Here is a 26,230-nt window from a genome sequence, read left to right on the forward strand (position 1 = left end):
GTGACTAGCGAACGTCTCTTGTGTCAGTCAATCCATTGAAAGCCAACAGTGGCTCTATGCCACGAATCTATGGCCGTGCCGAACACGGCATTTCTCGGGCGAATATCAGCCCCAATGCGGTGCGCGTTCTTTATCGCTTGCGTGAGGCTGGCTATCGCGCCTGTTTGGTCGGTGGTGGCGTGCGTGATCTGCTCTTGGGCCGTGAGCCCAAGGATTTTGACGTCGGCACCGATGCGCATCCGGAGGAGGTGCGTGGTTTGTTTCGTAATTGTCGCCTGATCGGCCGACGTTTCCGCTTAGCTCATGTGCATTTTGGTCGCGAGATCATCGAAGTGGCCACGTTTCGCGCGCCACATGACAGTGAGGAGAGCGAGGAACACGAAGCGGAGATGGCGGATGGGCGCATTTTACGCGATAACGTCTACGGCACGATTGAGCAGGATGCGTGGCGGCGGGATTTCACCATCAATGCGCTCTATTACGACATTGCGGATTTTTCGGTGGTGGATTACACCGGTGGCATGGAGGATTTGCGCCAGGGTCGGCTGCGGTTGATTGGTGAGCCTGAGGTGCGTTACCGCGAGGATCCGGTGCGCTTGCTGCGTGCTGTGCGCTTTGCCGCCAAGCTGGGCTTTATGCTGGATGATGGGACGCGCCTAGCGCTCAAACAATTCGGGCCGCTGCTGGCGGATGTACCGCCCGCGCGTCTGTTCGACGAGGTGATCAAGTTATTTCACGCCGGTCATGGTCTGCAGACCTTTGAGATGCTCCGCCAGTATGAACTTTTTGCGCGGCTGTTTCCGCTTACCGAACACAGTCTGGCCCAGGAAGAGCAGGGTTTTCCGATCACTTTTGTGGCTAACGCCCTACGCAATACCGATACCCGTATTCGCGAAAACAAGGGCGTGCACCCCGCCTTTTTGTATGCCGTATTGTTATGGGAGCCGGTGCGTCATGAGGCGCAGCGTTTGGTCGATGCGGGTGAGAGTTTGTTGCCTGCGCTGCAACAGGCCGGTGCGGAAGTGCTGGCACGCCAAGCCAAACAAATCATGATTCCCAAACGCTTTTCCCTGGTGATGCGGGAGATTTGGGAACTGCAGCCAAGACTCGAACAGCGTCGAGGCGCCCGCGCGCTGCGTCTTTTGAGTCACCCCCGGTTTCGCGCCGCCTATGATTTTTATTGCCTGCGGGCGCACTCGGGTGAGGCGTTGCAGGAAGGCTGTGCGTGGTGGACCAAAATTCAGGAACTGAAGCCCGATGAGCAACGCCAGATGGCTGAGGTGGGTGGTAGCGGCGCCGCCAAACGCCGGCGCCGACGGCGGCCACGCAAGCGCGAATGAGCGCTAGGGTTTATTTGGGATTGGGTGCCAATATTGAAGCGCCTGAAGCTCAGCTCACGTGTGCGCTGGATTCGCTCAAGGCTCATCCAGCTATGATTTTAGAAGCGGTCTCTGGCTTTTATCAAAGCCGCCCCCATGGTCCGCAAAATCAGCCGGATTTTGTCAATGCGGTTGCTCGGGTGCGCACCGAGCTCAGTCCTTGGGCCTTGCTGGATGTGTTGAAGGCGCAGGAACAACAACAGGGGCGCAGCGCTGGCGAGCACTGGGGGCCACGCCCGTTAGACCTTGATATTCTTGTCTATGAGGATGTTGACATCGCCGATGCGCGCTTGACAGTGCCACATCCGCGCTTGGCCGAGCGGCCCTTTGTTTTGTGGCCACTGGCCGAGATTGCCCCGGCCCTGAGGATTCCTGGACTGGGCATGGTGGGAGATCTCAAAGCCGCTTGCGCCGATGAGGGCATAAAAGCCCTTGGCTTATGCTATGGTTTGGCGCATGACAAGCCTTGAAGCCCGTTATATCGCTGTTGAGGGTCCTATCGGTGTCGGTAAGACCAGTCTGTCTCGGCGGCTGGCCGAGACATTAAATGCCCATCTCATTTTGGAGGCGCCCGAGGGCAATCCCTTTCTGGAGCGCTTTTATCAGGATCCCAAAGCACATGCTTTGGCCACGCAGCTATTTTTCTTAAACCAGCGGCTGAAACAATTGCGGGGCATGGAATCCTCTCCCGATGAGGAGATTTGCATTACCGATTTTGTCATCGACAAAGATGATTTGTTTGCTCAAGTCACCTTGGATGCTGAAGAGTATCGTCTTTATCGACAGATTCGCGAAGGCCTGCAGCGGGACGTCCCCAAGCCAGATTTGGTGATTTATTTACAAGCGCCGGTTGAGGTTTTGCGACAACGCATACAAAGCCGTGGTCGAGGTTATGAGAAGCTCATTGATCGGGTGTATCTCCAGCGTTTGAGTGATACCTATGCGACGTTCTTCTATCATTATGCCGATGCACCATTGCTGATTGTGAATGCCAGTGAGATTGACTGGGTGAATCGTGATGCCGATTTTCAGCAGCTGTTGGAATTCATGCAAAGCGTGCGCGTTGGACGTCATTTCTTTAACCCCCTGCCGGCTGTTGATCAGCCGCGCTAGGCCAAACTAGGGCTTGTCCGTGAGTGTTCAGCACCACAGTCAGAGATTGAATCTAAGGCAGTTGCACGCTATGCGCGAGCGCGCTGAGCCCATCGCCTGTTTAACCGCCTATGAGTACTCGCAAGCGCGCTTAGCGGATGCCGCTGGGGTGGATGTGGTGCTGGTGGGCGACTCTTTGGGTATGGTGGTGCAAGGTCATGAAACCACCGTACCAGTGACGGTCGAGGATATCGTGTACCACACTCAGGCGGTGGCGCGCGGTCTATCTCGGGCTTGGCTAATCGCGGATATGCCCTTTATGAGCTATGTGACGCTGGAGCATGCTTTGGAGACCGCTGCCTGCTTGATGCAGGACGGTGGGGCGCAAATGGTTAAACTCGAAGGTGATGCCCAGCAGCAAGAGATTGTCGCTAGCTTTGCCGCGCATGGGATCCCGGTTTGCGCCCACTTGGGTTTACGGCCGCAGCTGGTACACAAGCTGGGCGGCTATCGCGTCCAGGGTCGTGAGGACAGACAGGCAGAGCAGATGTTGGCCGATGCGCTGACGCTGCAGCAGGCTGGTGCCGATATGTTATTGCTGGAATGCGTGCCCTCAGCCTTAGCCAGCCGCATTCAAAAAGAAGTGCACATTCCGGTGATCGGCATTGGTGCCGGCAGCGGTTGTGATGGTCAGATCCTGGTGATGCATGATGTCCTGGGGATAACCGCTAGTCCGCCTAAGTTTACTCAAGACTTTCTTAAAGGCCGCGGCAGTATTCAGGAGGCGCTCAGCGCCTATGTGGCTGCGGTAAAATCCCGAGAATTCCCCGCAGCGGCGCAGAGTTTTTCCTGAGTATGCAGCTGATACAAACAGTCGCTGCCTTAAGGCAGCAGCGGCACGATTGGCGCCAAAGTCATGCCAGTGTGACGCTGGTGCCGACCATGGGCGCGCTGCATGAGGGACATTTGTCCTTGGTGGAACAAGCGGCTAAGGGTGCTGATCAGGTGGTGGTGAGTATTTTTGTGAATCCTTTGCAGTTTGATCGCGCCGATGATTTGGCGGCGTATCCGCGTACTCTCGAGACCGATCTCGAGAAGCTGCAGGCTTTGCCCGTGAATGCCGTATTTGCTCCTGAGGCCAGTGAAGTCTACCCGTTGGATCAGTCTCGGGTGAGCCGTGTGCATGTCCCTGAGCTGGGTGATATGTTGGAAGGTGAGCACCGTCCTGGGCATTTTGATGGGGTGGCTACCGTGGTGCTTAAGCTGTTTAATCTGGTGCAGCCGGATGTCGCTGTTTTCGGCGAAAAAGACTTTCAACAGCAGTTGGTGATCCGAAAAATGGTTGCTGATTTGAATATACCCGTTAATATTGAGTCTGCACCCACATTGCGCGAGGCGGATGGGTTGGCGATGAGCTCTCGCAACCGCAGGCTGAATGCCGATGAAAGGCGTAAGGCGCCAGCGCTTTATAGGTGCCTGCAGCGGGTGGTGGAAAGGCTGGTGGCGGGAGAGTCCGATCACGCATTTTTGCAGCAGGAAGCGATGGCAGGACTTGAAATTTCTGGCCTACGGCCTGAATATGTTGCAGTGCGGCGAAAAAATGACCTAGGGGTGCCGCAGTCTGTTGACCGTGCATTGGTGGTTTTGGGCGCTGCCTGGTTGGGTGAGACCCGACTGATTGATAATATAACGATTGACTTGTAGCGGTGCATGAGCGACCGCACAAAGTCTTCCCCGGGCAAGTGGTCCACGGGGGCCGAGTCCCGGTAGGAGGGAATGAAGATGTTGTTGACGCTTCTGAAGTGTAAGCTGCATCGTGCAGCGGTAACCCATGCTGAGCTGGATTATGAAGGCTCCTGCGCGATTGATGCCGATCTCATGCGCATGGCTGGGATTCGTCCCTACGAACAAATCCAGATCTATAACATTACCAACGGTGAGCGGTTCACCACCTACGCGATTTTGGCTGAAGCGGGTAGCCGCGTGATTTCAGTGAATGGCGCTGCAGCGCATAAGGCCAATCCGGGCGACCGTGTGATCATTTGTTCCTATGCACAAATGACCGCCGAAGAAGCGGATTTGTTCAAGCCTTCGCTGGTGTATCTGAATGAGCATAACGACGTCACCGGCACCAGTAACGAGATTGCGACGCAGGCTGCTTAACCGGTATTGCGCATGCCCGCAGCGATGGCGTTAATCGAACGCAGCAGCGGTGAAATCCACGGATTGTCCTGAGCCTGATGGCTGGCTATGGCTTGGCGATAGCCCTGCAGTAGCCGCATCTGGATATGGTTGAGCGGATCCAGATATGGATTACGTCTGAGCAACGACAGCGCCAAGGTGGGGTTATCCGCCAGTATGGAGGGCGCCTCACTGATCAAAAGGATTTCTTCCACCGTGCGCATGAACTCAGCGCGAATGCGGCGGTAGATCTCGGTTGCCTGTTCTTGATCGTAACAAAGCTCGGCGTACTCACCGGCAATACCCATATCGGCCTTGGATAGGGCCATTTGGCAATTGGACAATAAGGCGCGGAAAAACGGCCATTGTGCGTACATCGCGCGCAGCTGCGCCAAACGTGCCGCATCTTCACCGCGCCAAGTCCTTAAAGCGGCGCCAATGCCATACCAAGCGGGTAGTGTGTGGCGCGACTGCGCCCAGCTGAATACCCATGGGATAGCACGAATCGAGCTTTTTGAGCGATCGGCCTGGCGCCGGTGCGAGGGCCGCGAGCCAATGTTCAATTGGCCGATTTCCTCCACTGGGGTGGCTTCATAGAAGTAATCCAGCAAGCCGGGAGTATGGTCGGTGAGGTTGCGGTAGGTTTTTTCGCCGCTACTGGCCAGTTGCGTCATGATTTCCATGAAGGTTTGATCGTCTTTTCTGCCGGCGCCAATCAGACCGCGGCTGGCTTTGATTAAGCCCGTGGCGCCAACGCTGAGTTCATAAACGGCGGTCTCAACGTTACTGTACTTGTAGGATAAGACTTCGCCTTGTTCCGTGAACTTGATCTGTCCCTGAACCGTGCCAGGCGGCTGAGCCAGAATGGCTTCATGAGTGGGGCCGCCGCCTCGACCCATGGTGCCGCCGCGGCCATGGAATAATCGACAGCCAACGCCATGAGTCTCGGTGATTGCAATAATGGTTTTTTGTGCCTGATACAAATTCCAGACTGAGGCTAAAATGCCGCCATCTTTACAGGAGTCGGAGTAGCCGAGCATGACTTCCTGAGTATTGCCGGCGGCTTTGAGTAAGGTGGCATAGGCGGGATGGCTTAATAGGCTGGAGAGGACTTGCTCGACGTGTTGCAAATCCTCAATGGTTTCAAACAGCGGGGCAACGCGCACCCAACAAAAAGGCTGGTCATCCTGCGCGCCGCTGAGTAAGCCACAAAAGCGCGCCAGCACGAGCACCTCAAGCACATGTGAGGCAGCGTGGGTCATCGAGATCACGTAGGTGCCCATGCCTTCGGCCCCGACTTCACCGCGCATCTGCGCCATCACATCCATGACCGCCAGCGTATTGCGCGCGTGCTCACTGAGCCCATCGCGATCGAGCTCCGGCAATGTGCGCTGTTTCAGGAGTTCACCCAATAAATCGAGGCGTGCGGCTTCATCCAGTTCGGCGTAATTTTCACAGCGGCCGCTGACGCTAAGAATATTGTCCAGCGCCGCCGTGTGCTCGGAAGATTCCTGGCGCACATCCAGATGATGCAGGTGGAAGCCAAAAGTCTCTACCAAGCGAATCAGATCGGTCAGGTCAGCGCCGGCGATATTACCGTCGCCATGGCTGATCAGCGAATCGCGAATCAGATACAGATCACGCAGCAGCTGATGGTGGTCGCGATACGCAGCTTTCGCGGGGAGTACCGCCACTTCCCCCTCAATGCGGCGGCGCACGGTCTCTCGGGTTTCAAATAGGCGATGGCGAATGAAATAGAGTTTGCGCCGATAGGGCTCGGTGAGCATCGGATTGATGCCGGCTTTAAAGACTACCCGTCCTAGGCTGGCATCCTCGTCTAGGCTATCCAAAAATTCTTGGCTGGGTGTACACATCAGCGAGGAATGGGTGAGCACAAAGCGCAAATCATGCACACGTCGTAAATACTCGCCCAGCACTTGTTTCATTGCCAGACGACAGGCCATGGCGGTCACCTCGGGCGTGACATGGGGATTGCCATCTCGGTCGCCCCCAATCCACGAGCCGAAGCGCAACAAGCTGGGCACGGGGATCGCCGAGCGGCCTTGATCATCGACCCCATAATTGCGCCGGATGGCTTTTTCTAACAAGCGATAGGCTAAGGGCACGGCAGCAAACAGGCTTTCTTCGTAATAGAACAAGCCATATTTGATTTCATCTAAGACTTTGGGCTTGCTGACGCGGACTTCATTAGTGCGCCACAAGACCTGAATTTGGGTTTCCAGTTGGCGGCTGATTTCAGCGCGCTCTAGTTGGCTAAGCTTGGGTTTGTTCAGGGACTCAGCAGCGATAAAGATGCGTCGTTGGGCTTCCATCACCGTGCGCCGCCGTGCTTCGGTGGGATGGGCAGTGAACACCGGCATATAGCGACATTGGGACAATAATTCGTGCAGTCGATCGGCCTCCACACCGTCGGCTTTTAATTCGCGCATCGCTTGGTCAAAGGAGCCCAGCCAGAGCGGCCCGCCCTGATTGACTTGGCGGCGTCGTTCTTGATAGAGAAAGTCTTCTTCAGCCAGATTGACCAGACTGAAATAGATGCTGAAGGCGCGGATCACGGTCTCTAGGGTTTGCGGACTGAGCTCGTTAATCAGTCGCATCAAGCGAGTACGTTTCTGGGCTGATTCCTGCTGGCGTAGGCTGATAAACCCCTTGCGTAGGGTTTCGATGGCGTTATAAACCTCATCACCCTCAAGGCGCCGGATGATGTTGCCCAGTAGCTGACCAAACAGCTTCACGCGAGCACGCAAAAATCGATCTCTAGGCGGTGGCGGCGGTGCGGTTAAAGCGCTGGTGGTCATGCCTTGGTGCATTCCTTGTAGAGATCGTGATAAGTGCGGGCGCTGAGTTCCCAGTCGAAGCACTGCTTCATGCCGGTAAGCATCAGTTGCTGCCAGGTTGCGGTGTCAGCATAAACCTTTAATGCACCCTGTATGGTGTTGAGCAGGGCCTTGTCACTGGCGGCATCAAAGACAAAGCCGGTGGCCTTGCCGGCAGCTAAGGTTTCGCTGCTGGTATCTGTGACCGTATCGGCTAGGCCTCCAGTATGCCGCACCAGCGGCGGCGTGCCATAGCGCAAGCTATAGATTTGATTCAGCCCGCAGGGCTCAAAGCGCGAGGGCATCAGGAACAGATCACCGCCGGCTTCGATCTGATGCGCCAGCGCCTCGTCATACCCTATTTTCAGGCCCATAGCCTCAGCATGGCGCGCAGCCATGCCGCGGGCTTGTGTTTCCAGAGCTTTTTCACCACTGCCGAGAATCACCAGCTGTATGCTTTTCTTGGCGAGCAGAGGTTCGCAGGCGCCGAGAATCAGGTCTACGCCTTTTTGCGCCACCATGCGTCCTACATGCACCAGCAGCGGTTTCTCGGCATCGGGCGTCAGACCAAATGTGGCCTGTAATGCGGCTTTGCACTGCGCTTTACCCGAGAGATCGTCGGTGCTGTAGCGTGCCGGTAAATGTTTGTCTTTGACGGGATCCCATTGTCGATAATCTACGCCGTTCAAAATGCCGGAAAGATGCGCCGAGCGCGCATGTAACAGGCCATCCAGACCATGACCAAACTGCGTGGTCTGAATTTCTCGGGCATAGGTAGGGCTGACGGTATTGATGCGATCAGCAAAGGCCAGCCCGCCTTTGATAAAGCTAATCTGGCCATGAAACTCCAGAGCATCCATGCGCCAAAACTCGGGCGGGAGGATGAGTTCATCGGCGGCGTGCGGCGCAAAAAGGCCCTGGTAAGCCAGATTATGCACGGTGAAGAGACTGGCTGGCCGAGGGCTGTGTTGGCTTAAAAAAGCCGGCGCGAGGCCTGTCTGCCAGTCATTACAGTGTAAGACTTCAGGCGCCCAGTCCAAATCTAGGCGATTGAGTGCAAGCTGGACAATGACCCGACAAAACAGCGCGTAACGTAGGTGGTTGTCTTGCCAATCGCGGCCATCCGAGGCCCGATAAGGATCGCCGGCGCGCTGAAAGTGCAGTGGTGAGTCCACCAAGTAAAGCGGTACCCGAGTTCCTGGCAGCTGGCCTTCAAGCAGTTCAATATCTTGGTCAAAACCGGCGACCTGAAAGCGGGCAACCGACTTAAGTTTGCCGGCATTGGCTAGACATTGCGGGTAGGCTGGAAGAATCATGCGCACATCGTTACGCAGTCGTTTGAGCGCCGGTGGCAGACTGCCACACACATCAGCCAAGCCCCCAGTCTTAATCAGCGGATGTGCTTCGCTAGTCGCGAACAGGACTCTCATGGGCGAATATTATAACAAAAATGGGGTACGACCCCATCTGGGGTCGTACCCCATTCGTCAGTCAAAAAAAAGGGGTACGACCCCAAAGAGGGTCGTACCCCGTTTAACCCTGTGTCTATCGGTTAACCGGAGACTCGGGGTGCAGCAGGTAGGCCATGATGTCAGCCATGGCTTCTGCGCTCAGCAGGCCGTTGTGGCCCATGCGCGGCATTTCCGTGCAAGGGAAGTAGGCATGCGGGTTGTACATCATTTCATAGACGAAGCGCCGTACTTCGAGGCTGTCACCGCGGGTCTTGCCATAGCCCACCAAGCTTGGGCCAAGCGAACCACCGGTGCGGCCTTCACTCATGCTGTGGCAGTTATAGCAGTTGCCACCGACTTCGCGACGCTCATGGTTATCAACGTTATGGCCGACGCGGAAGCCAAAACCGGACCAGGCCAGTTCGGCACCGCGACGCCAGTCACCCAATTCCAGCCCATATTCTGGATACTTCATGCTGGCTCGGGCCTCTGTGACGATCTGCCCAGCCACGTCAGCGGGTGGGCGGTTGCGGTACTCAGAACAGACCATGTTGAGATCATCTTGAGTTTGACGTTCCCGCACCGTGGTGCCTTCCTGAGTCGGCTGGTCCAAATTGAACCCGCCTTTCTCAAAGATCAGATGCTCCGCCAATTCCGCCGCAGACATCTGCGTGTAATAGGCCAGTGCATAGTCTTCTTTCTCCTGAGAGGCGCAGCCTGCGAGGATGACGGCAGCGGATGCCAAGGCAACCAGACCGCCAGCCAGGATTTTCTTTTTACCAAACATCATTTTCATACTCTCCTTTGGCATCCGGTCTTAGCGCTTCATGTCGGGCAAAATCGCGGGCTGACCGCGGGCTGCGTCCGTCCAGAAAGCAATCAGCGCAATCGAGGCATCACTGCCGGCTACGATCTGGCCTTGACGCATCTGCCAGTAACAGCCGCGTACGCGGTGCTGGGTGCTGCGTGAGTTCTGATGACCGACGCGGAAGGCGGGCCAAGAAATGGCCTTAGTCCATTCAGCCGGCTGATTGATACTGGGCAGCACCGAAGCGCGAATACGCTTGCCTTCTTGCTCGTGGCAGGTCTGACAGCTCATGTCCAAAGCGCCAGCGCGGCGATAGAACAACTGCTCACCGGCATCACGCATGGCCCGCTCAAGCGGGTGGCTCAAAGAAGGATTCCAAGGCAAGCCATTGGATTGGAAGGTGATATAGCTTTGCAGCTTCATGTGATCGGAGTTCGACCCATGACGCTGGCGTACTGCCGGATCATCAGCAGCAAAGCCTTGAATGGTGATCATGCAGTGCACCAATCGTGATTCCAAATCCATCACCCGACCGGTGTCGGCAAAAAACCGCGGCATTTCCACATAAGCGCCTTCTAGCACACCCGGACCCTTACCAAAGTCACAAGTTTCTAGCGAGACATTATTCGGACCGCGCTCGGCATAAAAAAGCTCACGCCCGTCTTCAACGGTCCAGAGATTCGGGTTGTCCTCCATCATCATCAGGTTCTGCTCACTTTGCGTGAGGTAAACTGAATCAGGCAGAGTGTTAATGACATGACGCAGCACGTCGGCGGGATTTTCGCGCATATCCGCATGGGCCGGCATGCCGACTGCAAGGGCTAGGGGCAGCGCGAACAGGGCTTTCTTAAGCATGGAATCCTCCAAGTGTTCACTAACAGAGCCGATGGCGGTGTCCCCCGCCTCGAGTGTCATCTGATTTTTTGCGAATCCGCAATTTGACACCGTCATAGACTGATCAAGACCCATAAGCTTGTCAAGGAATAATTACATAACAGAAAGTTCTAATGTTCCGACTAAACCCGTGATGCTTTCTCACGGCCGCAGGCTCGGGTATCTTTTGCTTCCATAATGCTAAAACCAAATCACTACGCATGATGTCCATAACACCCGCCGCCAGTCCGGCATGGCAGGCACTGCAGACTCATGCCAAGACCATGCACCAAATAACGCTGCAAGACCTATTTGCCCATGACGAGCAGCGCTTTGACCGCTTTAGTCTGAGCCTTAATGGGCTTTTGTTGGATTACTCCAAGAACCGAATCACGGATGAGACGCTGCAGCTGCTGCTGAATTTGGCCGAGGCCACTCAGCTACCGCAGATGCGCGAGGCATTGTTCACGGGCGAGGCGGTGAACCTCACGGAGGGGCGGGCCGCTTTGCATACTGCGCTGCGAGATCCGCGGCGAGACGGGGCGGTTGGAGGGGATATGACGATTCTGCCGCAGATTCATGCGGTCTTGGATCAGATGCAGGATTGTGTGCAACGCATTCGTGAGGGTGACTGGAAGGGATTTACCGACGAGCCCATCACCGACGTGGTTAACATTGGTATCGGCGGCTCGGATTTGGGGCCCTTGATGGTGTGTGAGGCTTTGCGCCCCTACGCGCATCCGCGCCTGCGCATGCATTTTGTCTCGAACATCGATGCCGCCCACCTGCTTCAGGCTTTGGCGGGGCTAAAGCCGCAGACCACGCTGTTTATTATTGCGTCTAAGACCTTCACCACCCAAGAAACCCTGACCAATGCCCACAGCGCGCGGCGCTGGTTCCTCGAACAAGGCGGGCAGGAAGAAGATATCGCCAAGCATTTTGTGGCCATCTCCACCAACCCCCGCGCCGTCAGTGAGTTCGGTATCGATCCGGCCAATCGCTTTGGCTTTTGGGATTGGGTCGGCGGCCGCTATTCCCTATGGTCTGCCATTGGCCTGTCGATAGCCATCAGCGTGGGTATGGATCGCTTTCGCGAGTTACTGGCGGGCGCGCATGCCATGGACCAGCATTTTCGCAAGGCACCTTTGGCCCGCAATATGCCGGTGATTCTGGGTCTGCTCGGCGTTTGGTATCACAACTTCCTCGGTGCGACCGCACACGCCGTGCTGCCCTATGATCAGCCATTGCACCGACTGCCGGCATATTTGCAGCAGCTGGACATGGAGAGCAATGGCAAGTCAGTAGATCGCCAAGGGCGGGCTGTGCATTACTCCACGGGTCCCATTATCTTTGGCGAGCCCGGTACCAACGGCCAACATGCTTTTTATCAGTTGATCCACCAGGGCTCGCATCTGATTCCCTGTGATTTTCTCGCGCCTTGTCAGTCTCATTATCCGCTGGGCGAGCATCACGAGATGCTGCTGGCCAATATGTTGGCTCAGGCTGAGGCGCTGATGCAGGGCAAGACCCAAGAGCAAGTGGCGCATGAGATGCAAGAGGCCGGGCATAGCCCAGCAGAAATCGCCGCCTTGGCGCCGCATCGGGTGTTCGCCGGTAATCGTCCCAGCAACACCCTGCTGTTCCCCAAGCTCGATCCCAAAACGCTGGGCATGTTGTTGGCACTTTATGAACACAAGGTTTTTGTGCAGGGCGTCATTTGGAACATCAATTCCTTTGATCAATGGGGGGTTGAGCTCGGCAAGCAGCTGGCCCGGCAGGTGCTCAAGGATCTCCGTCAAGACGCGCCGCCAAGCCCGCACGATGCCTCAACTCAGGCTTTGATCCAAACGGTCAGACGTTACCGACAGAGTTCATAGCCAGGCATTAAACGCCGGTAAAAACAGCAGGGCCACCAAGGTGATCAGCGCCAAGGCGATCAGGCTTAAGCGCCAGCCGGCGTTCACCATATCCGGCACCTGCAGTCGCTCGCTACTAAAGACAATCGCGTTGGGCGGCGTGGCTACCGGCAGCATAAAAGCGCATGAAGCGGCCAAGGCCACTGGCGCCGCCAAAAGCAAAGGCTCAATCCCGAGGCTTATTGCCAACGAGGCGGCCAGCGGCAGCAGGGTGGCCGCGGTGGCGGTATTGCTGGTGACATGGCTGAGCAGCATGGCGGTGAACGCCGTTAAGGCCATCAGTAGGCCCACGGGCCAGTTGCTTAATTGCGACAGCGCCGCCGCTAGATGATCCGAAAGGCCGCTTTGGCCGATGGCGGTGCCTAGGCTTAAGCCCCCACCCACCAGAACCAATACCCCCCAGGGCAGCTGACGCGTGGTTTCCCAGTCCATCAGGAATTGATGGCGCTGTAAGTTGGCGGGGATCACAAACAGCAGCAAGGCCCCCATCAGCGCTATGCCGGCATCGCTGATGGCTATCCCGGGTAAAAGGCCCTCTAGCCAGGGCCGCAATACCCAAGCCAATGCCACCAACACAAATACCACGGCGACGCGCTTTTCTTGCATGCGCATGGAGCCCAGTTGCTCGCGTTGTTGAGCCAGCAGGGCATCAATACCCAGCATCGGCTCGCGCGAGATCTGGAAGGTCCAGCGACATAGGGTGTACCAAGTGCACACCAGTAGAATGGTGGCCAGTGGTACGCCCAGCAACATCCACTGGGCGAAGCCAATCTGCAAGTCGAACTGATCGCCCATGTAAGCCGCCAGTAAGGCATTCGGTGGTGTGCCGATCAGCGTCGCCATGCCGCCAATATTGGCGCCAAAAGCAATGCCCAATAGCAGCGCCACGCCCATTTGGCGTATTTCTTCGGGGGACAGTCCGCGTTCATCCAGCAGCGTCAATACCGATATGCCAATGGGCAACATCAACGCCGCTGTGGCGGTGTTGCTCACCCACATGCTGAGTCCCGCGGTGGCGAGAATAAAGCCGCCTACCAAATGATCGAGGCGCTTGCCGGCTAAGCCAAGAATAAACAGCGCGATGCGTCGATGCAGGCCCCAGCGCTGAATGGTGAGCGCGATAATGAAACCGCCCAAAAACAGAAAAATCAGCGGGTTAGCATAAGGCGCTGCCGCTGCCTGAATACTGCTGGCATTCATCAAAGGCAGAAGCACCACAGGCAGCAGGGCCGTGGCAGGGATCGGAATGGCTTCGGTGACCCACCAAATAGCCATCAGGGCAGTGAGCGCTGCTACTGACCACGCATGCTGATCCATCTCACCCGGCGGGCCCGCCACCAGCATCACAACAAACACCAGCGGGCCCAGCACCAACCCAAGTCGGGGCCGCCAAAGACCAGTAGCGGGAGGGTCGGAGCTTTTGGGGGGTAGGTCAATGTCTTGAGCCATTGCCCGCTATTGTAGCCAACCCGCTGGTATGATTGCAGCCGCAAACTATAAAAGAAGAGCCGTTATGCAAGCTTCATATACGATTACCACGCTGAACGAATTCATTATCCAGCGTCAGGCGGATTTTCCTTATGCCAAGGGCGAATTGTCGCGGTTGCTGCATCATGTGGGTGTGGCCGCCAAAATCGTCAATAAGAAGATCAATAAGGCGGGTTTGGTGGATATTCTGGGCCGCGCTGGCGATATCAATGTGCAGGGTGAGGACGTCCAGAAATTGGACCTGTTCGCCAATCAACACTTCATCGATGCCTTGCGGGGCAGCAGCGAATGCTGTGCGATCGCCTCAGAGGAAGATCAAGAGATCACCCTGTTTGAAGATGGCCTGAGTCGTGATGGCAAGTACGTGTTTTGCATGGATCCGTTGGATGGCTCCTCCAATATCGACGTCAATGTCTCGGTGGGGACGATTTTCTCTATCTATCGCCGCCTATCTGATCGCGGCGCACCGGCCGACCTGAGCGATTTCATGCAGCCCGGCTTGGCACAGGTGGCCGCCGGTTACATTATCTACGGCTCGTCGACGATGCTGGTATACAGCACGGGTAAGGGGGTTAATGGCTTCACCTTGGATCCCAGTATTGGCGAGTTCTGCCTGTCTCATCCCAATATGCAAACGCCGCCTCAAGGCGCGATTTATAGCATTAATGAGGGCAACTACGCCCACTTTCCGCAGGGCGTGAAACAGTACATGAAGTATTGCCAGGTGGTGGATGCGGCCACGAACCGCCCCTATAGCTCCCGCTATATTGGTTCGTTGGTGTCGGATGTACACCGAAATTTGATTAAGGGCGGCATTTTCATGTATCCGCCGACGCAAAAAGCCCCCAGTGGCAAGTTGCGGCTGCTGTATGAGTGCAACCCTATCGCGTTTATCGCCGAGCAGGCCGGCGGCCTAGCCAGTGATGGCAGCAGTCGCATTCTCGAGCGCCAGCCGCAAAGCTTGCATGAGCGCGTGCCGTTTTATGTTGGGTCCCACGATATGGTTCAGACGCTTTTGCAGCATCTGGCGGATTATCCCGAGGCTTGAGCCGTCCCAGAATCTGGTCCCGAACTCGCCCCAGAGTGTGCATCAGCCGAGGCTTCATGGCGCGCTAAAGCCCAGGCGACATGCTCGCGCACCAACTCTGAAGGATGATCTTGGCGGCTGCGTAAAGCAGCAATCACTGCGGGAGTGCTCGGCGCGTTGCCCAAGGCCACGGCGATATTGCGCAGCCAGCACTCATGGCCAATGCGGCGGATTGCTGAGCCCTCTGTGCGCTTGAGAAAGGTTGCTTCATCCCAAGCGAACAAATCGATGAGTGCCACGTCATCCAGACCATGACGCGCCTGAAAGCTCGGCTCCACGCCGAGCTTGGCGCGACGATTCCAAGGACAGACCAACTGGCAGTCATCACAGCCATAAATGCGGTTACCCATCATCGGCCTCAGGGCCTCGGGGATGCTGCCGCGGTTTTCAATGGTCAAATAGCTGATGCAGCGGCGCGCATCTAGTTCAAATGGGGCAACAATGGCCTGCGTCGGGCAGATCTCGATACAGGCATTGCAGGTACCGCAGTGCTCAGTGCCCGCTGGGTCCAGTGGCAGCGGTAGATCGGTAAACAACTCACCGAGAAAAAACCAGGATCCCCACTCACGGCTGAGTAGGTTGGTGTGCTTGCCAATCCAGCCCAGTCCAGCCTTCTCCGCCAGGGCTTTTTCCAACACCGGGCCGCTGTCGACAAAAGCTCGATAGCCAAAAGGGCCCACTACGGCCTCAATGCGATCGGCCAGCTGCTGCAGGCGCTGGCGCATCAACTTGTGGTAGTCACGGCCCAGCGCATAGCGGCTGACAAAGGCCAGCTCGCTATCCTCAATCACCGACCAAGGTTCACGCGCCGCAGTGGGGAAATACTGCATACGCAAGGAGATGATGCGCAGGGTGCCGGGGATGAGCTCTTCGGGCCGGCTGCGTTTCGTGCCATGGCGTGCCATATACTGCATATCCCCATGCCGCCCTTGATCTAGCCAGTTGAGTAAATGCTGCTCATGCGCGCTTAAATCGGTATCGCAAAACCCCACGGCATCAAAGCCCAACTCACGCCCCCATTGGCGGATCTGCTCTGCTAGTGCCTGCATGTCTTGAGTGTTGTGTGCGTGTTGCATGGCTTACTCAAACGCGATAAATCCAGTAACTTAGTTTGCCGATGAGTTAGGGGATGCGCCAGCTGTGATGAATCAATCAGTGCCACTTTACCGGGTTGCGTCGGTGCGCGCGATCGACGCGTGTTGTATTCAACAGCAGGGGATTTCCGGCTACACCTTAATGCGTCGCGCGGCGGCCGCTGCCTTGCAGAGTTTAAGGGGGCGCTGGCCGCAGGCGCAGCAAGTGGCGGTGCTTTGTGGTCCGGGCAATAACGGCGGCGACGGTTATGTGTTGGCGCGGCTGGCGGTGCAGCAGGGTTTAAGCGTGGCCTGCGTGGCCATCACTGACCCCAAAGCGCTGCGGGGTGATGCAGCTCAGGCCTATGCCGACTGGGCCGCCTTAGAACAGGAGCCAGCAGAGCTGGCGGCGGCGCTTGGGGGTTGTGATGTGGTGATTGATGCCCTACTGGGCACCGGCGTCTCGCGCGCCCCTGAGGGGGTGTTGGGTTCGGCTATTGAGGCCATCAACGCCTGTGATGCGCCGGTGTTGTCTTTGGATGTGCCCAGTGGCTTGGATGCCGATAGCGGAACCGCGCCAGGTTCGGTGGTGCAGGCAACAGCCACGGTCAGTTTTATTGCCCGCAAGTTGGGTCTGTATACGGGCCGAGGTCCGGCGCTCAGCGGTGAGGTGGTTTTGGCGGAGCTAGAGGCGCCGCAGGCTTGTTTATCAGCGCAGCCGGTGGCTGCTTGGCTAGTGGATGCTCAGGTTTTACAGTTACTCGGCCCACGGCCGCGGGACGCGCACAAGGGTCATCATGGGCATGTGCTGGTGGTGGGTGGTGATCAGGGCATGCCCGGCGCCGCCCTTTTAGCCGCTCGCGCTGCCGGACGAGTCGGCGCAGGCTGGGTATCGGTGGCGACCCATCACAGCCACGCTGCGCTGTTGCCGATGGCGCAGCCAGAAGTCATGTGTCACGGCATTGCCGAGATCACGCAGCTTGAGCCGTTACTTGAGCGGGCGACGGTATTGGCCATCGGTCCGGGTTTGGGTCAGCAGGACTGGGGTCAGCAGCTGTTAAAAAGGCTACTTAAGTGGCCGGGTCCAAAGATCATCGATGCCGATGGGCTCAACGGGCTGGCGCAAGCCCCGCAGCATCGTGATGATTGGATATTAACGCCGCATCCCGGCGAGGCAGCCCGGCTCCTCGATTGTGATATTGCCACTGTGGAGGCCGATCGTGTCGCGGCAGCGCGAGGTATTCAACAGCGCTACGGCGGGATCTGCATACTCAAAGGCGCGGGCAGCATTATTTGCGATGCGCAACAGGTATTTATCTGTGGCGGGGGCAATCCGGGCATGGCCAGTGGCGGCATGGGCGATGTGCTCACCGGCGTGCTGGCGGGGGTGTTGGCGCAACATTTACCGAAAAAAGGCGAGGCTTTACAGGCCGCGGTTTTGGGGGTTTGTGCGCATGCGGCGGCGGCCGATCAAGCCGCGGCGGATACGGGTGAGCGTGGTCTTCTGGCGTCCGATGTAATCGCTGCTTTGCGCAGAGTGATGAATCCATGCAAGTGATGCTGGCCGATGAGGCCGCTACCCAGGCGTTTGCGCAGCGTATGGCGGCCTGCGCACCGCGCAGCGGGCGCGTATCTCTTCAAGGTGACCTCGGGGCCGGAAAAACCACGTTAGTGCGGGCCTTTTTGCGTGCCTTGGGCGTGAGTCAAACCGTCCGTAGCCCCACCTACACCTTGGTTGAGCCCTATGAATGCACTGACCGACGTATTTTGCATTTTGATTTGTATCGCCTCAGTAGCCCTGAGGAGCTCGAATATCTGGGCGTGCGTGAGGATTTGGATGGCGAAGCTTTGTGTTTTATCGAATGGCCTGAGCGCGGGCAGGGATGGCTGCCGGATGCAGATGTGCGGTTGATTCTGGAAGTGGCGGGCAGTGGACGTCTTCTGATTCTGCAGGCTTCCAGTGATATTGGTGAGGCTTGGTTAGCGGCCATTTCCCAGAAGCCACAGCAAAATCAGTCTGTATCCATCTAATAAATCACATTATTTTGCGCTTGCATTTCTCTGGATTTGGTCCAGAATAGGCACTAAGACAGCCAGCAAAAGGGCAAACTGTGGCTTCAGGGCGACAGATCAATCAGCGACGCGTGTTTTTGCGTCGGGCTTTGTTCGCATCCAGCGCGGGTGTGACGGGGTTGGTGTGGCCGTCACTTTTGCTGGCCGCGGGCCGGGTGCAACTGCACGGACTACGCACCTCAGTCGATGGTGAGATCACCCGCTTGGTTTTTGATTTGGATGGCCCGGTTGAGCACGCCCTATTTACGCTGAGTAATCCCGATCGTGTGGTCATCGATATGCGCGGCGTGCGTTTCACGGGAGAATTACCTCAGGCCGAACTCAGCGGCAGCCCGCTGCGTGGGCTGCGACATGCCGTGCGCAACGACAATGATTTTCGAGTGGTATTGGATTTAGCCAGACCAGCCAATCCCCGCAGTTTTCTCTTGCGACCCACCGATGATGCCCGCCACCGCTTGGTGATTGATTTGCAACAAGAGGGTGCCGTGGCATCAGCGGCTCCAGCATCCCCCGCTTCGCAGACGCGTTCATCGGAGCCTGCCAGGAACCCCGACGTCATCGTCGCCATCGATGCCGGGCATGGCGGTCGTGATCCGGGAGCGATCGGGCCCGCAGGCACTTTTGAGAAAGACATCGTGCTGAGTATTGCGCGGCGTTTGGAACGTTTGGTGGCTGCGGAACCCGGGATGCAGCCTTTAATGATTCGTACTGGGGATTACTTCCTGCCGCTGCGTGAGCGCATCGAGCGGGCGCGGGCGGGGCATGCCGATGTCTTTGTCTCTATCCACGCGGACGCCGCGCCCAATGCCAGTGCCTCGGGGTCTTCGGTGTTTATTCTCTCTGAGCGCGGTGCCAGTAGTGAAGCGGCGCGTTTTCTGGCGCGACGCGAGAATGAAGCCGACAGCCGCTTGGGTCTGGTTACCAGTGACAAGGACGATGTTTTAACCTCGGTTTTACTGGATTTATCGCAGACCGGTACCTTAGAAAGCAGTAATACGCTGGCAGACTCGTTGATTGGTGAATTGCACCGCGTCGGAAAAGTGCGCAGCCCACGGGTGGAACGCGCTGGTTTTGCGGTGTTGCGTTCACCTGATGTGCCCTCGGTATTGGTTGAGGCGGCATTTATTTCTAATCCGCAAGAAGAGCGCAAACTGCGCACCACACGGTTCCAAGAGTCTTTGGCCGAAGCCTTGCTTGGCGGCTTACGGCAGTATTTCGCTAACCATGCACCGCCCAATACGTTGCTGGCGGAGCGGCGTAATGGCAATGGCGGAACGCAGCATGTGATTCGTCGTGGCGAGACTCTATCGGGAATTGCCAGTCAGTATCAGCTGTCGGTCAATCAACTGCGCCGACACAATGGTTTGCGCGGTGATGTGATTCGCGTCGGTCAGGTGTTGGAGATTCCCGGCCGCGGTAGCTAAGGGATTACCTTTTGCCCGTGTGGCCGCGTTATCATGGCGCGGTGAGTATTCAGCAATTACCCTCCCTGTTGATTAATCAGATCGCCGCCGGTGAAGTGGTCGAGCGACCGGCTTCGGTGCTCAAAGAGCTCTTGGAAAACAGTCTGGATGCGGGCGCCACTCGGCTTTGGGTCGATATTGATCAGGGTGGGCTACAACGCATTCGTGTGCGCGACAATGGATCCGGAATTCCCCGCGAGCAATTGCCACTGGCACTGGCGCGTCACGCCACCAGTAAAATTACCAGCTTGGAAGATTTACAGCGTGTCACGAGTTTGGGCTTTCGCGGTGAGGCGCTGCCCAGTATCGCCTCGGTCTCGCGTTTGAGTCTGACTTCCGCTGTAGCGGACGCCCAAAGTGCGTGGCGAGTGCAGGTCGAGGGCTCTGCGGATCCAAGCGCCGCTGAACCGGCGGCACATCCGATTGGCACTACCGTGGATGTGGCCCAGCTATTTTTTAATGTGCCGGCCAGACGCAAGTTCCTGCGCACCGAAAAAACCGAATTCTCGCATCTTGAAGAAGTGGCAAGGCGCATTGCCTTGTCGCGTTTCGATGTCGGCATGCAGCTCACACACAATGGTCGTGAGGTGCTGAAATTGGCCCAAGGTGATACCGCGGCCGCGCGCGATCAGCGGGTGGGTAGTGTCTTTGGCCAAGGGTTTCTTGAGCAGTCTTTACACATGCAACAAGAACACTCTGGGCTGCGCCTTTCCGGTTGGCTGAGCCTGCCCGGGTTTGCCCGTAGTCAGGCTGACCTGCAGTATTTTTACGTCAATGGTCGCATGGTCAAAGACCGCCTGATCACCCATGCGGTGCGTCAGGCCTATGCCGATGTGCTCTACCACGGGCGGCACCCTGCGTTCTTGTTATTTCTGGAGATCGACCCTGAGTTGGTAGACGTCAATGCCCATCCGGCGAAACACGAGGTGCGGTTTCGCGAAGCGCGCCTCGTGCACGATTTTCTGTTTCGCAGCCTACATCGTGTGGTGGCTCAGACCCGCGCAGGCAGTGTCGCGGCCACCGCGCCGCTAGAGCACGCTGATTCGTCTGCGCCGGGACTTTATACGGGCTGGACGGCCTCGCCAGCACAGCCCGGGCTCAACCGAGGTTTTTCGCCCTCGCCAGCGCAGCCGGGGCTGAGTTTGAGTGTGCAAGAGAGCATGGCCACTTATGGCAAGCTGATTGCGGAGTCGGGCTCCAGTGGCTTGCCAGGATCGGCATCGAAAGACGGGCCAAACGGCGAGGCGGCTTTGATGCCGCCACTGGGTTATGCGCTGGCACAGCTGCATGGTGTCTATGTGCTGGCGGAAAATACCGAGGGCTTGGTGCTGGTGGATATGCATGCCGCGCATGAGCGCATCACCTATGAGCGCCTGAAAACCGCCTATTGGAATCAGGGGCTGGCGATTCAGGCATTGCTGCTGCCGCAAGTCCTGGAAGTCAGCCCTATGGAGGCGGATTTGGCGGAATCTGAGGCGGCATTTTTTACGCAAATGGGGATCGAGCTGGATCGCAGTGGCCCGCAACAGATTACCGTGCGCGGCTTGCCTGCCTTGCTGGCGCAGGGCGATGCAGCGGTTTTGGTGCGTGATATTTTAGCGGACCTGCGCGAGCATGAGCATTCCCAGCGTCTTGAGGAAAATATCAATCGACTGCTTTCCAGCATGGCGTGTCATGGGTCCGTGCGTGCCAATCGCTCATTGACCGTGGCGGAGATGAATGCCTTGTTGCGCGATATGGAGACCACAGAGCGCAGCGCCCAGTGTAATCACGGTCGTCCGACTTGGATTCAGTTGTCGCTGCCGGCTTTGGATCGCCTGTTTATGAGGGGGCAATGAAGCTGCCGGCAACGCTGGTGTTTCTGATGGGGCCAACGGCGACGGGAAAAACCCAGTTGGCGCTACAGATTGCCAAGCACTTGCCGGTGGAGATTATCAGCGTGGATTCGGCGCTGGTGTATCGCGGCATGGATATCGGTACTGCTAAACCCACTGCTGCTGAGCGTCAGCAGGTGCCACATCATCTCATTGATATTCTTGATCCCGCCGAGAGCTACTCGGCAGCGCAGTTTCGCGAACAGGCTTTGGCGTTAATACCTCAGATTCATGCCCGCGGTCGGCTGCCCTTATTGGTGGGCGGAACCATGCTGTATTTCCGCGCCCTAGATTTTGGTTTAGACAAGCTGCCTGAGGCAGACCCGCAAATACGCGCTGAGATCGAGCAACTGGCGCAAGAGCAGGGCTGGTCAGCGGTGCATGCACAATTGGCGCAAAGCGATCCCGAGGCGGCGGCGCGCATTCATGTCAATGATCCCCAGCGCTTGCAGCGTGCTCTGGAAGTCGTGCGGCTCACCGGTCAGCCGCTTTCTTTACAGCAAAAAGGTCAAACATCGGGTTTGCCTTGGCCGGTGCTGCGATTGGGTCTCATGCCCGATGATCGGGCGGCATTGCGGGCGCGCATCGCTGAGCGTTTTGAATCCATGTTGACAGAGGGGTTGCTTGCGGAGGTGGCGGGACTGCGCGCAAGATCAGATCTGCATGGAGGCTTGCCAGCCATGCGCGCTGTGGGTTACCGACAGGCATTGGCCCATCTTCAGGAGGAACTGGATTATTCGGAGATGGTCGTAAAGGCAGTGACCGCAACGCGACAACTGGCGAAGCGACAAATGACTTGGTTGAGACACTATCCGGATACGGCTTTAGTCGATCCAGACCAAGTCGGCGTCGAGCGTCTGTTGCAGCACATGAATGAACACTTGACACGTCTTGACCCGAGTCCTTAAAAAGGGTGATGTGTTAGAGTGCGCTAATAAACCATCCAAAAAGGAACACCACGATGTCAAAAGGGCAAACCTTACAAGAACCCTTCCTCAATGCGCTGCGCAAAGAGCATATTCCTGTCTCCATTTATTTGGTGAATGGAATCAAGCTGCAAGGGCAGATCGATTCCTTTGATCAGTTTGTGGTGCTGCTGAAAAACAGCGTTAGTCAGATGGTTTATAAACACGCTATTTCCACCATTGTGCCCTCTCGACCGGTGAAAATGTCGGGTGATGATGACGGGCCCGATGACAACGGCTAAGCGGTTGTCTGCGCCAGCTTGAGTAGCAGCGCATCTACTACTCTATTTGAGCGTCCGCAAAGCGGCGAACGCGCTGTACTCGTGCATGTGCACTTGCCCGGCGAAGATGATTTGCGCGAGCGTCAGGAGTTCACGGAGTTGGCGCGCTCTGCCGGAGCACAGCCGGTAGCGGCAGTCTCTGGATCGCGCCGGGCCCCCGATGCCCGTTATTTCATCGGCAGCGGTAAGGCCGAGGAAGTGCGCGACCAGGTTGAAGCCTGCGAGGCAGAGTTGGCTATTTTTGATCACATTCTGACCCCCAGCCAGGAGCGTAATCTCGAGAAGCTCTTGCAATGTCGGGTCTTGGATCGCACTGGGCTGATCTTAGATATTTTCGCGCAGCGCGCCCGCTCACATGAGGGCAAGCTCCAAGTGGAGTTGGCCCAGTTGCGCCATATGTCGACGCGTTTGGTGCGGGGTTGGACCCACTTGGAACGGCAAAAAGGCGGGATTGGGCTGCGCGGTCCCGGCGAAACCCAGTTAGAAACTGACCGTCGGCTATTGGGTTTGCGTATTAAACAACTCAGCCGCCGCCTGGAAAAAGTCAGTCAGCAGCGCCAACAAGGCCGCCAGGCCCGGCGTCGCGCTGAAATTCCCACCGTGTCGCTAGTGGGCTACACCAATGCGGGGAAATCCACTTTGTTTAATCGGCTCACCGATGCCGGTGTCTACGCCGCGGATCAATTGTTTGCCACTTTGGATCCGACCTTGCGCCGTGTTGACCTGCCAGATCAGCAAGCCATTATCTTGGCCGATACCGTGGGTTTTGTGCGTCAGCTGCCGCATGATCTGGTGGCAGCCTTTCGTGCCACCCTCACCGAAACCCGCGAGGCCTCCCTACTGCTGCACGTGGTGGATGCCTCTGATCCGCATCGCGAGGAGATTTTGGAGCAGGTCAATGCGGTTTTAGAGGAAATCGGTGCAGGAGATGTGCCGCAAATTCTGGTATTCAATAAGATTGACTGTCTGCCGGAGCGACCGGCGGGTGTCGAGGCGGCAACACCAACATCTCCTGCGCGGGTCTGGGTCTCGGCACAAACCGGGGAGGGCATGGCGGCTTTACTGGAACTGATCGCCGCACAGTTTGCGCAACAGATGGTGAGTGGTTGGCTGGAATTGCCCCCGGAGGCGGGTCGCGCCCGCGCCGGGTTGTACGATTTAAAAGCGGTGCTTCAGGAGGCCCCCTTGGAAAGCGGCGGTTGGCGCCTACGCGTCAAGCTTCCTGAGCGCCGATTCGAGGAACTTTTTCGTCCTTTAGGGTTCACACCCAAGCTGCAGCAAGTCTAGAATGATAGGCTTTGATGCAGTGCGAAGGCATCATTCACGTTAATCACACGGAGCATGCTCATGCCCTGGAACGAACCGGGTAATAACAGTCGCGACCCTTGGGGTGGCGGCAGCAAAGGTGGCAAAAATCAGGGTCCGCCGGATCTCGAGGATGTGCTGAAAAAACTCGGCGATCGCTTCGGCAGCTTGTTCGGCGGTGGCGGAAGCGATGGCGGCAGTGGCGGTAGCATGTTCGGAAAACATGCCTCAGCCGGTATCAGCTTAGCGGCGATCTTGGCGCTGGTGATCTGGTTGGCCTCAGGCTTTTTCATCGTCAGCGAAGGTGAGCGCGGTGTGGTGTTGCGCTTTGGCGCCTTCCAAACCGTCGCCATGCCCGGGCCGAATTGGCATTTCCCTTATCCCATTGAGCGTGCGGAAATCGTCGATATCGACACCATTCGCTCGATTCAGCATCGCGCTCTGATGCTGACTGGTGATGAAAACATCATCGATGTCGACGTCGCCGTGCAGTACCGCGTGATGGACCCCGTTGATTTCTTGTTTAATGTGCGCAATCCCGATACCACGACTCGCCAAGTCATGGAATCAGCGATTCGTGAACGCATTGGTAAGAGTCGACTCGATTTTATTCTCGGGGAAGGCCGTGGTGAAATCGCCAGCAGCGCCCGCATCGGTGTTCAAAACGCGCTGGACTCCTATGGGGCGGGCGTCTCCATCACCTCGGTGAGCATGCAGCAAGCCCAACCGCCCGAGCCTGTACAGGAGGCCTTCGCAGATGCCATCCGCGCCCGTGAAGATGAGGTGCGTTTCCGCAACGAAGCAGAGGCCTACGCCAATTCCATTATCCCGCAAGCGCGTGGTGAGGCCGCCCGCTTAACGGAGCAGGCCGAAGCCTATCGCGATCAGATTACAGCTCAGGCTGAGGGTGATGCGGCGCGCTTTACGCAGCTATTGGTGGAGTACCAACAAGCCCCGGGCGTGACCCGCGAGCGTTTGTTTATTGAAACCACCGAGGCGGTGCTGGGCTCAACCAGCAAAGTATTTTTGGATGTGGGCAGCGGTGCCAATCTGATGATGTTGCCGCTGGATCAGTTGTTGCGTGGTGAACTCTCGCAAGGAACCACTGACTCATCAGGGCTGGCAGCTCCATCGCCGCTTAATAGACCGTCGCCGGGCATGACGCGTAATTCTCCGGCACGCCCTGATCCGGTTCGCTCACGGGAGGTACGATAATGTTCCGCATAGCCGCTATAGGCACGGTGGTTGCCCTGATTATTCTCGCCCTGTCCACGTATACCGTGGATGAGCGTGAGCGTGTCATCAAGTTCAGCCTGGGTGAGATCGTCTTGGAAGATCCGGAGCCGGGTCTGCATTTCAAATTTCCCATCGTCAACAATGTGCGTAAGTTTGACGCGCGCATTATGACGCTGGACATCCCGCCAGACCGGTTTTTGACCAGTGAAGCCAAGAACGTCATCGTCGACTTTTATGCCAAATGGCGTATTGACGATGTTGGTCAGTTCTTCCGTGCCACACGGGGTGATGAACGCAATGCCCAGGATCGTATGGCGCAGATTCTGCGTGACGGGATGCGTAATGAGTTCGCTCGCTTCACCCTCGATGAAGTGGTCTCGGGTGATCGCGTGACGATCATGGGAGCCGTTCGCCAACAGGCACTGGATACGGCCGCTGAGCTTGGCGTCGTGTTGGTCGATGTGCGCATTCGCCGCATGGACTTGCCCGATGAGGTGAGTGAGTCAGTGTTTGCGCGTATGCGCGCCGAGCGTGAGCGTATTGCTCAGGATTTTCGCGCCCGTGGTCGCGAGGAAGGCGAGCGTATTCGTGCGCGGGCTGACCGCGAACGCACGGTGATTATCGCGAATGCCTACCGAGTGGCCGAGGAGATTCGGGGTACGGGTGATGCCCAGGCCGCAGCGATCTTTGCCGAGGCCTACAATCGCGATGAGGAATTCTTCGCGTTCTACCGCAGTATGCTGGCTTACCGCAATACCATGATGGGTCGCGATAACGTTTTTGTGCTCGAGCCTGACTCCGAGTTCTTCCGTTACTTCCGCGAATCCTCCGGGGGCGCAGGTCGATAA

General features: G+C 57.1%; 23 protein-coding genes. 17 read left to right on the forward strand and 6 right to left on the reverse strand.

What is annotated here, in order from left to right:
* Nucleotides 1–56 precede the first annotated feature (56 nt).
* The 6 genes from pcnB (at nt 57) to panD (ending at nt 4,634) form a co-directional block, all read left to right on the forward strand.
* On the forward strand, nt 57–1,340 hold the full coding sequence (pcnB, locus tag CKX93_RS07035) for a polynucleotide adenylyltransferase PcnB (RefSeq protein ID WP_076756018.1): 1,284 nt from the start codon (nt 57–59) through the stop codon (nt 1,338–1,340).
* A complete protein-coding gene (folK, locus tag CKX93_RS07040; RefSeq protein WP_076756019.1) occupies nt 1,337–1,849 on the forward strand; it encodes a 2-amino-4-hydroxy-6-hydroxymethyldihydropteridine diphosphokinase in 513 nt (170 codons plus the stop codon). The genes pcnB and folK overlap by 4 nt, the downstream gene beginning before the upstream one ends.
* Nucleotides 1,836–2,492, forward strand: a complete 657-nt coding sequence (locus CKX93_RS07045; RefSeq protein WP_076756232.1) for a deoxynucleoside kinase — start codon at nt 1,836–1,838, stop codon at nt 2,490–2,492. The genes folK and CKX93_RS07045 overlap by 14 nt, the downstream gene beginning before the upstream one ends.
* Nucleotides 2,493–2,511: 19 nt before the next feature.
* On the forward strand, nt 2,512–3,324 hold the full coding sequence (gene panB, locus CKX93_RS07050) for a 3-methyl-2-oxobutanoate hydroxymethyltransferase (RefSeq protein WP_076756020.1): 813 nt from the start codon (nt 2,512–2,514) through the stop codon (nt 3,322–3,324).
* A 2-nt stretch (nt 3,325–3,326) separates the two neighbouring features.
* Nucleotides 3,327–4,175, forward strand: a complete 849-nt coding sequence (panC, locus tag CKX93_RS07055; RefSeq protein ID WP_076756021.1) for a pantoate--beta-alanine ligase — start codon at nt 3,327–3,329, stop codon at nt 4,173–4,175.
* A 78-nt stretch (nt 4,176–4,253) separates the two neighbouring features.
* Complete coding sequence (gene panD / locus CKX93_RS07060) at nt 4,254–4,634, forward strand: aspartate 1-decarboxylase (protein WP_076756022.1); 381 nt, start codon at nt 4,254–4,256, stop codon at nt 4,632–4,634.
* On the opposite strand, the gene ppc is transcribed toward panD, so the two are convergent.
* The 4 genes from ppc to soxA all read right to left on the reverse strand — a co-directional run bounded on the left by ppc (nt 4,631) and on the right by soxA (nt 10,603).
* On the reverse strand, nt 4,631–7,471 hold the full coding sequence (ppc, locus tag CKX93_RS07065) for a phosphoenolpyruvate carboxylase (protein WP_076756023.1): 2,841 nt from the start codon (nt 7,469–7,471) through the stop codon (nt 4,631–4,633). The genes panD and ppc overlap by 4 nt on opposite strands.
* Nucleotides 7,468–8,919 carry a glycogen synthase GlgA gene (glgA, locus tag CKX93_RS07070; RefSeq protein WP_076756024.1) on the reverse strand — a complete coding sequence of 484 codons (1,452 nt, stop codon included), beginning with the start codon at nt 8,917–8,919 and terminating at the stop codon, nt 7,468–7,470. The genes ppc and glgA overlap by 4 nt, the downstream gene beginning before the upstream one ends.
* Before the next feature lie 115 nt (nt 8,920–9,034).
* Entirely contained in the window at nt 9,035–9,727 is a 693-nt protein-coding gene (gene soxX / locus CKX93_RS07075) for a sulfur oxidation c-type cytochrome SoxX (protein WP_076756233.1), read from the reverse strand.
* A 30-nt stretch (nt 9,728–9,757) separates the two neighbouring features.
* Nucleotides 9,758–10,603: a sulfur oxidation c-type cytochrome SoxA gene (gene soxA, locus CKX93_RS07080; protein WP_076756234.1), complete on the reverse strand. Its 846-nt coding sequence runs from the start codon at nt 10,601–10,603 to the stop codon at nt 9,758–9,760.
* 242 nt (nt 10,604–10,845) lie between these two features.
* On the opposite strand from soxA, the gene pgi reads away from it, so the two are divergent.
* The gene (gene pgi / locus CKX93_RS07085) at nt 10,846–12,498 is read left to right on the forward strand and encodes a glucose-6-phosphate isomerase (protein WP_076756235.1); all 1,653 of its coding nucleotides are present in this window, start codon (nt 10,846–10,848) and stop codon (nt 12,496–12,498) included.
* On the opposite strand, the gene CKX93_RS07090 is transcribed toward pgi, so the two are convergent.
* Complete coding sequence (locus CKX93_RS07090; RefSeq protein ID WP_076756025.1) at nt 12,493–13,986, reverse strand: SLC13 family permease; 1,494 nt, start codon at nt 13,984–13,986, stop codon at nt 12,493–12,495. The genes pgi and CKX93_RS07090 overlap by 6 nt on opposite strands.
* Before the next feature lie 64 nt (nt 13,987–14,050).
* On the opposite strand from CKX93_RS07090, the gene fbp reads away from it, so the two are divergent.
* On the forward strand, nt 14,051–15,073 hold the full coding sequence (fbp, locus tag CKX93_RS07095; RefSeq protein WP_076756026.1) for a class 1 fructose-bisphosphatase: 1,023 nt from the start codon (nt 14,051–14,053) through the stop codon (nt 15,071–15,073).
* On the opposite strand, the gene queG is transcribed toward fbp, so the two are convergent.
* Entirely contained in the window at nt 15,058–16,188 is a 1,131-nt protein-coding gene (gene queG / locus CKX93_RS07100) for a tRNA epoxyqueuosine(34) reductase QueG (RefSeq protein ID WP_076756027.1), read from the reverse strand. The two genes, fbp and queG, sit on opposite strands and share 16 nt — an antisense overlap.
* A gap of 67 nt (nt 16,189–16,255) precedes the next feature.
* Here queG and CKX93_RS07105 point away from each other — a divergent pair, with 67 nt between their 5' ends.
* The 9 genes from CKX93_RS07105 to hflC all read left to right on the forward strand — a co-directional run bounded on the left by CKX93_RS07105 (nt 16,256) and on the right by hflC (nt 26,230).
* Nucleotides 16,256–17,743 carry a bifunctional ADP-dependent NAD(P)H-hydrate dehydratase/NAD(P)H-hydrate epimerase gene (locus CKX93_RS07105; RefSeq protein WP_076756028.1) on the forward strand — a complete coding sequence of 496 codons (1,488 nt, stop codon included), beginning with the start codon at nt 16,256–16,258 and terminating at the stop codon, nt 17,741–17,743.
* The gene (gene tsaE, locus CKX93_RS07110; protein ID WP_076756029.1) at nt 17,734–18,216 is read left to right on the forward strand and encodes a tRNA (adenosine(37)-N6)-threonylcarbamoyltransferase complex ATPase subunit type 1 TsaE; all 483 of its coding nucleotides are present in this window, start codon (nt 17,734–17,736) and stop codon (nt 18,214–18,216) included. The genes CKX93_RS07105 and tsaE overlap by 10 nt, the downstream gene beginning before the upstream one ends.
* 80 nt (nt 18,217–18,296) lie before the next feature.
* Nucleotides 18,297–19,682 carry an N-acetylmuramoyl-L-alanine amidase gene (locus CKX93_RS07115; protein ID WP_076756030.1) on the forward strand — a complete coding sequence of 462 codons (1,386 nt, stop codon included), beginning with the start codon at nt 18,297–18,299 and terminating at the stop codon, nt 19,680–19,682.
* Between the two features lie 41 nt (nt 19,683–19,723).
* On the forward strand, nt 19,724–21,559 hold the full coding sequence (gene mutL, locus CKX93_RS07120; protein ID WP_076756236.1) for a DNA mismatch repair endonuclease MutL: 1,836 nt from the start codon (nt 19,724–19,726) through the stop codon (nt 21,557–21,559).
* A complete protein-coding gene (gene miaA / locus CKX93_RS07125; protein WP_076756031.1) occupies nt 21,556–22,503 on the forward strand; it encodes a tRNA (adenosine(37)-N6)-dimethylallyltransferase MiaA in 948 nt (315 codons plus the stop codon). The genes mutL and miaA overlap by 4 nt, the downstream gene beginning before the upstream one ends.
* Nucleotides 22,504–22,556: 53 nt before the next feature.
* Complete coding sequence (gene hfq / locus CKX93_RS07130; RefSeq protein WP_076756032.1) at nt 22,557–22,802, forward strand: RNA chaperone Hfq; 246 nt, start codon at nt 22,557–22,559, stop codon at nt 22,800–22,802.
* An 18-nt stretch (nt 22,803–22,820) separates the two neighbouring features.
* The gene (hflX, locus tag CKX93_RS07135) at nt 22,821–24,128 is read left to right on the forward strand and encodes a ribosome rescue GTPase HflX (RefSeq protein WP_076756033.1); all 1,308 of its coding nucleotides are present in this window, start codon (nt 22,821–22,823) and stop codon (nt 24,126–24,128) included.
* A 60-nt stretch (nt 24,129–24,188) separates the two neighbouring features.
* Complete coding sequence (gene hflK, locus CKX93_RS07140; RefSeq protein WP_076756034.1) at nt 24,189–25,361, forward strand: FtsH protease activity modulator HflK; 1,173 nt, start codon at nt 24,189–24,191, stop codon at nt 25,359–25,361.
* A complete protein-coding gene (hflC, locus tag CKX93_RS07145; RefSeq protein WP_076756035.1) occupies nt 25,361–26,230 on the forward strand; it encodes a protease modulator HflC in 870 nt (289 codons plus the stop codon). Before hflK ends, hflC begins: the two co-directional genes overlap by 1 nt.

The sequence above is a fragment of the Ectothiorhodosinus mongolicus genome (assembly GCF_022406875.1).
GTDB classification, from domain to species: Bacteria; Pseudomonadota; Gammaproteobacteria; order Ectothiorhodospirales; family Ectothiorhodospiraceae; genus Ectothiorhodospira; species Ectothiorhodospira mongolica.

Bases quoted from the DNA above. Each gene is read 5' to 3' on its own strand.
- pgi (WP_076756235.1), top strand. From the start codon at position 10,846: ATGTCCATAACACCCGCCGCCAGTCCGGCATGGCAGGCACTGCAGACT.
- fbp (WP_076756026.1), top strand. From the start codon at position 14,051: ATGCAAGCTTCATATACGATTACCACGCTGAACGAATTCATTATCCAG.
- panD (WP_076756022.1), top strand. From the start codon at position 4,254: ATGTTGTTGACGCTTCTGAAGTGTAAGCTGCATCGTGCAGCGGTAACC.
- CKX93_RS07090 (WP_076756025.1), bottom strand. From the start codon at position 13,986: ATGGCTCAAGACATTGACCTACCCCCCAAAAGCTCCGACCCTCCCGCT.
- ppc (WP_076756023.1), bottom strand. From the start codon at position 7,471: ATGACCACCAGCGCTTTAACCGCACCGCCGCCACCGCCTAGAGATCGA.
- CKX93_RS07045 (WP_076756232.1), top strand. From the start codon at position 1,836: ATGACAAGCCTTGAAGCCCGTTATATCGCTGTTGAGGGTCCTATCGGT.
- hflK (WP_076756034.1), top strand. From the start codon at position 24,189: ATGCCCTGGAACGAACCGGGTAATAACAGTCGCGACCCTTGGGGTGGC.
- hfq (WP_076756032.1), top strand. From the start codon at position 22,557: ATGTCAAAAGGGCAAACCTTACAAGAACCCTTCCTCAATGCGCTGCGC.
- glgA (WP_076756024.1), bottom strand. From the start codon at position 8,919: ATGAGAGTCCTGTTCGCGACTAGCGAAGCACATCCGCTGATTAAGACT.
- folK (WP_076756019.1), top strand. From the start codon at position 1,337: ATGAGCGCTAGGGTTTATTTGGGATTGGGTGCCAATATTGAAGCGCCT.
- soxX (WP_076756233.1), bottom strand. From the start codon at position 9,727: ATGTTTGGTAAAAAGAAAATCCTGGCTGGCGGTCTGGTTGCCTTGGCA.
- soxA (WP_076756234.1), bottom strand. From the start codon at position 10,603: ATGCTTAAGAAAGCCCTGTTCGCGCTGCCCCTAGCCCTTGCAGTCGGC.
- hflC (WP_076756035.1), top strand. From the start codon at position 25,361: ATGTTCCGCATAGCCGCTATAGGCACGGTGGTTGCCCTGATTATTCTC.
- CKX93_RS07105 (WP_076756028.1), top strand. From the start codon at position 16,256: ATGAATCAATCAGTGCCACTTTACCGGGTTGCGTCGGTGCGCGCGATC.
- pcnB (WP_076756018.1), top strand. From the start codon at position 57: ATGCCACGAATCTATGGCCGTGCCGAACACGGCATTTCTCGGGCGAAT.
- queG (WP_076756027.1), bottom strand. From the start codon at position 16,188: ATGCAACACGCACACAACACTCAAGACATGCAGGCACTAGCAGAGCAG.
- tsaE (WP_076756029.1), top strand. From the start codon at position 17,734: ATGCAAGTGATGCTGGCCGATGAGGCCGCTACCCAGGCGTTTGCGCAG.
- miaA (WP_076756031.1), top strand. From the start codon at position 21,556: ATGAAGCTGCCGGCAACGCTGGTGTTTCTGATGGGGCCAACGGCGACG.
- panC (WP_076756021.1), top strand. From the start codon at position 3,327: ATGCAGCTGATACAAACAGTCGCTGCCTTAAGGCAGCAGCGGCACGAT.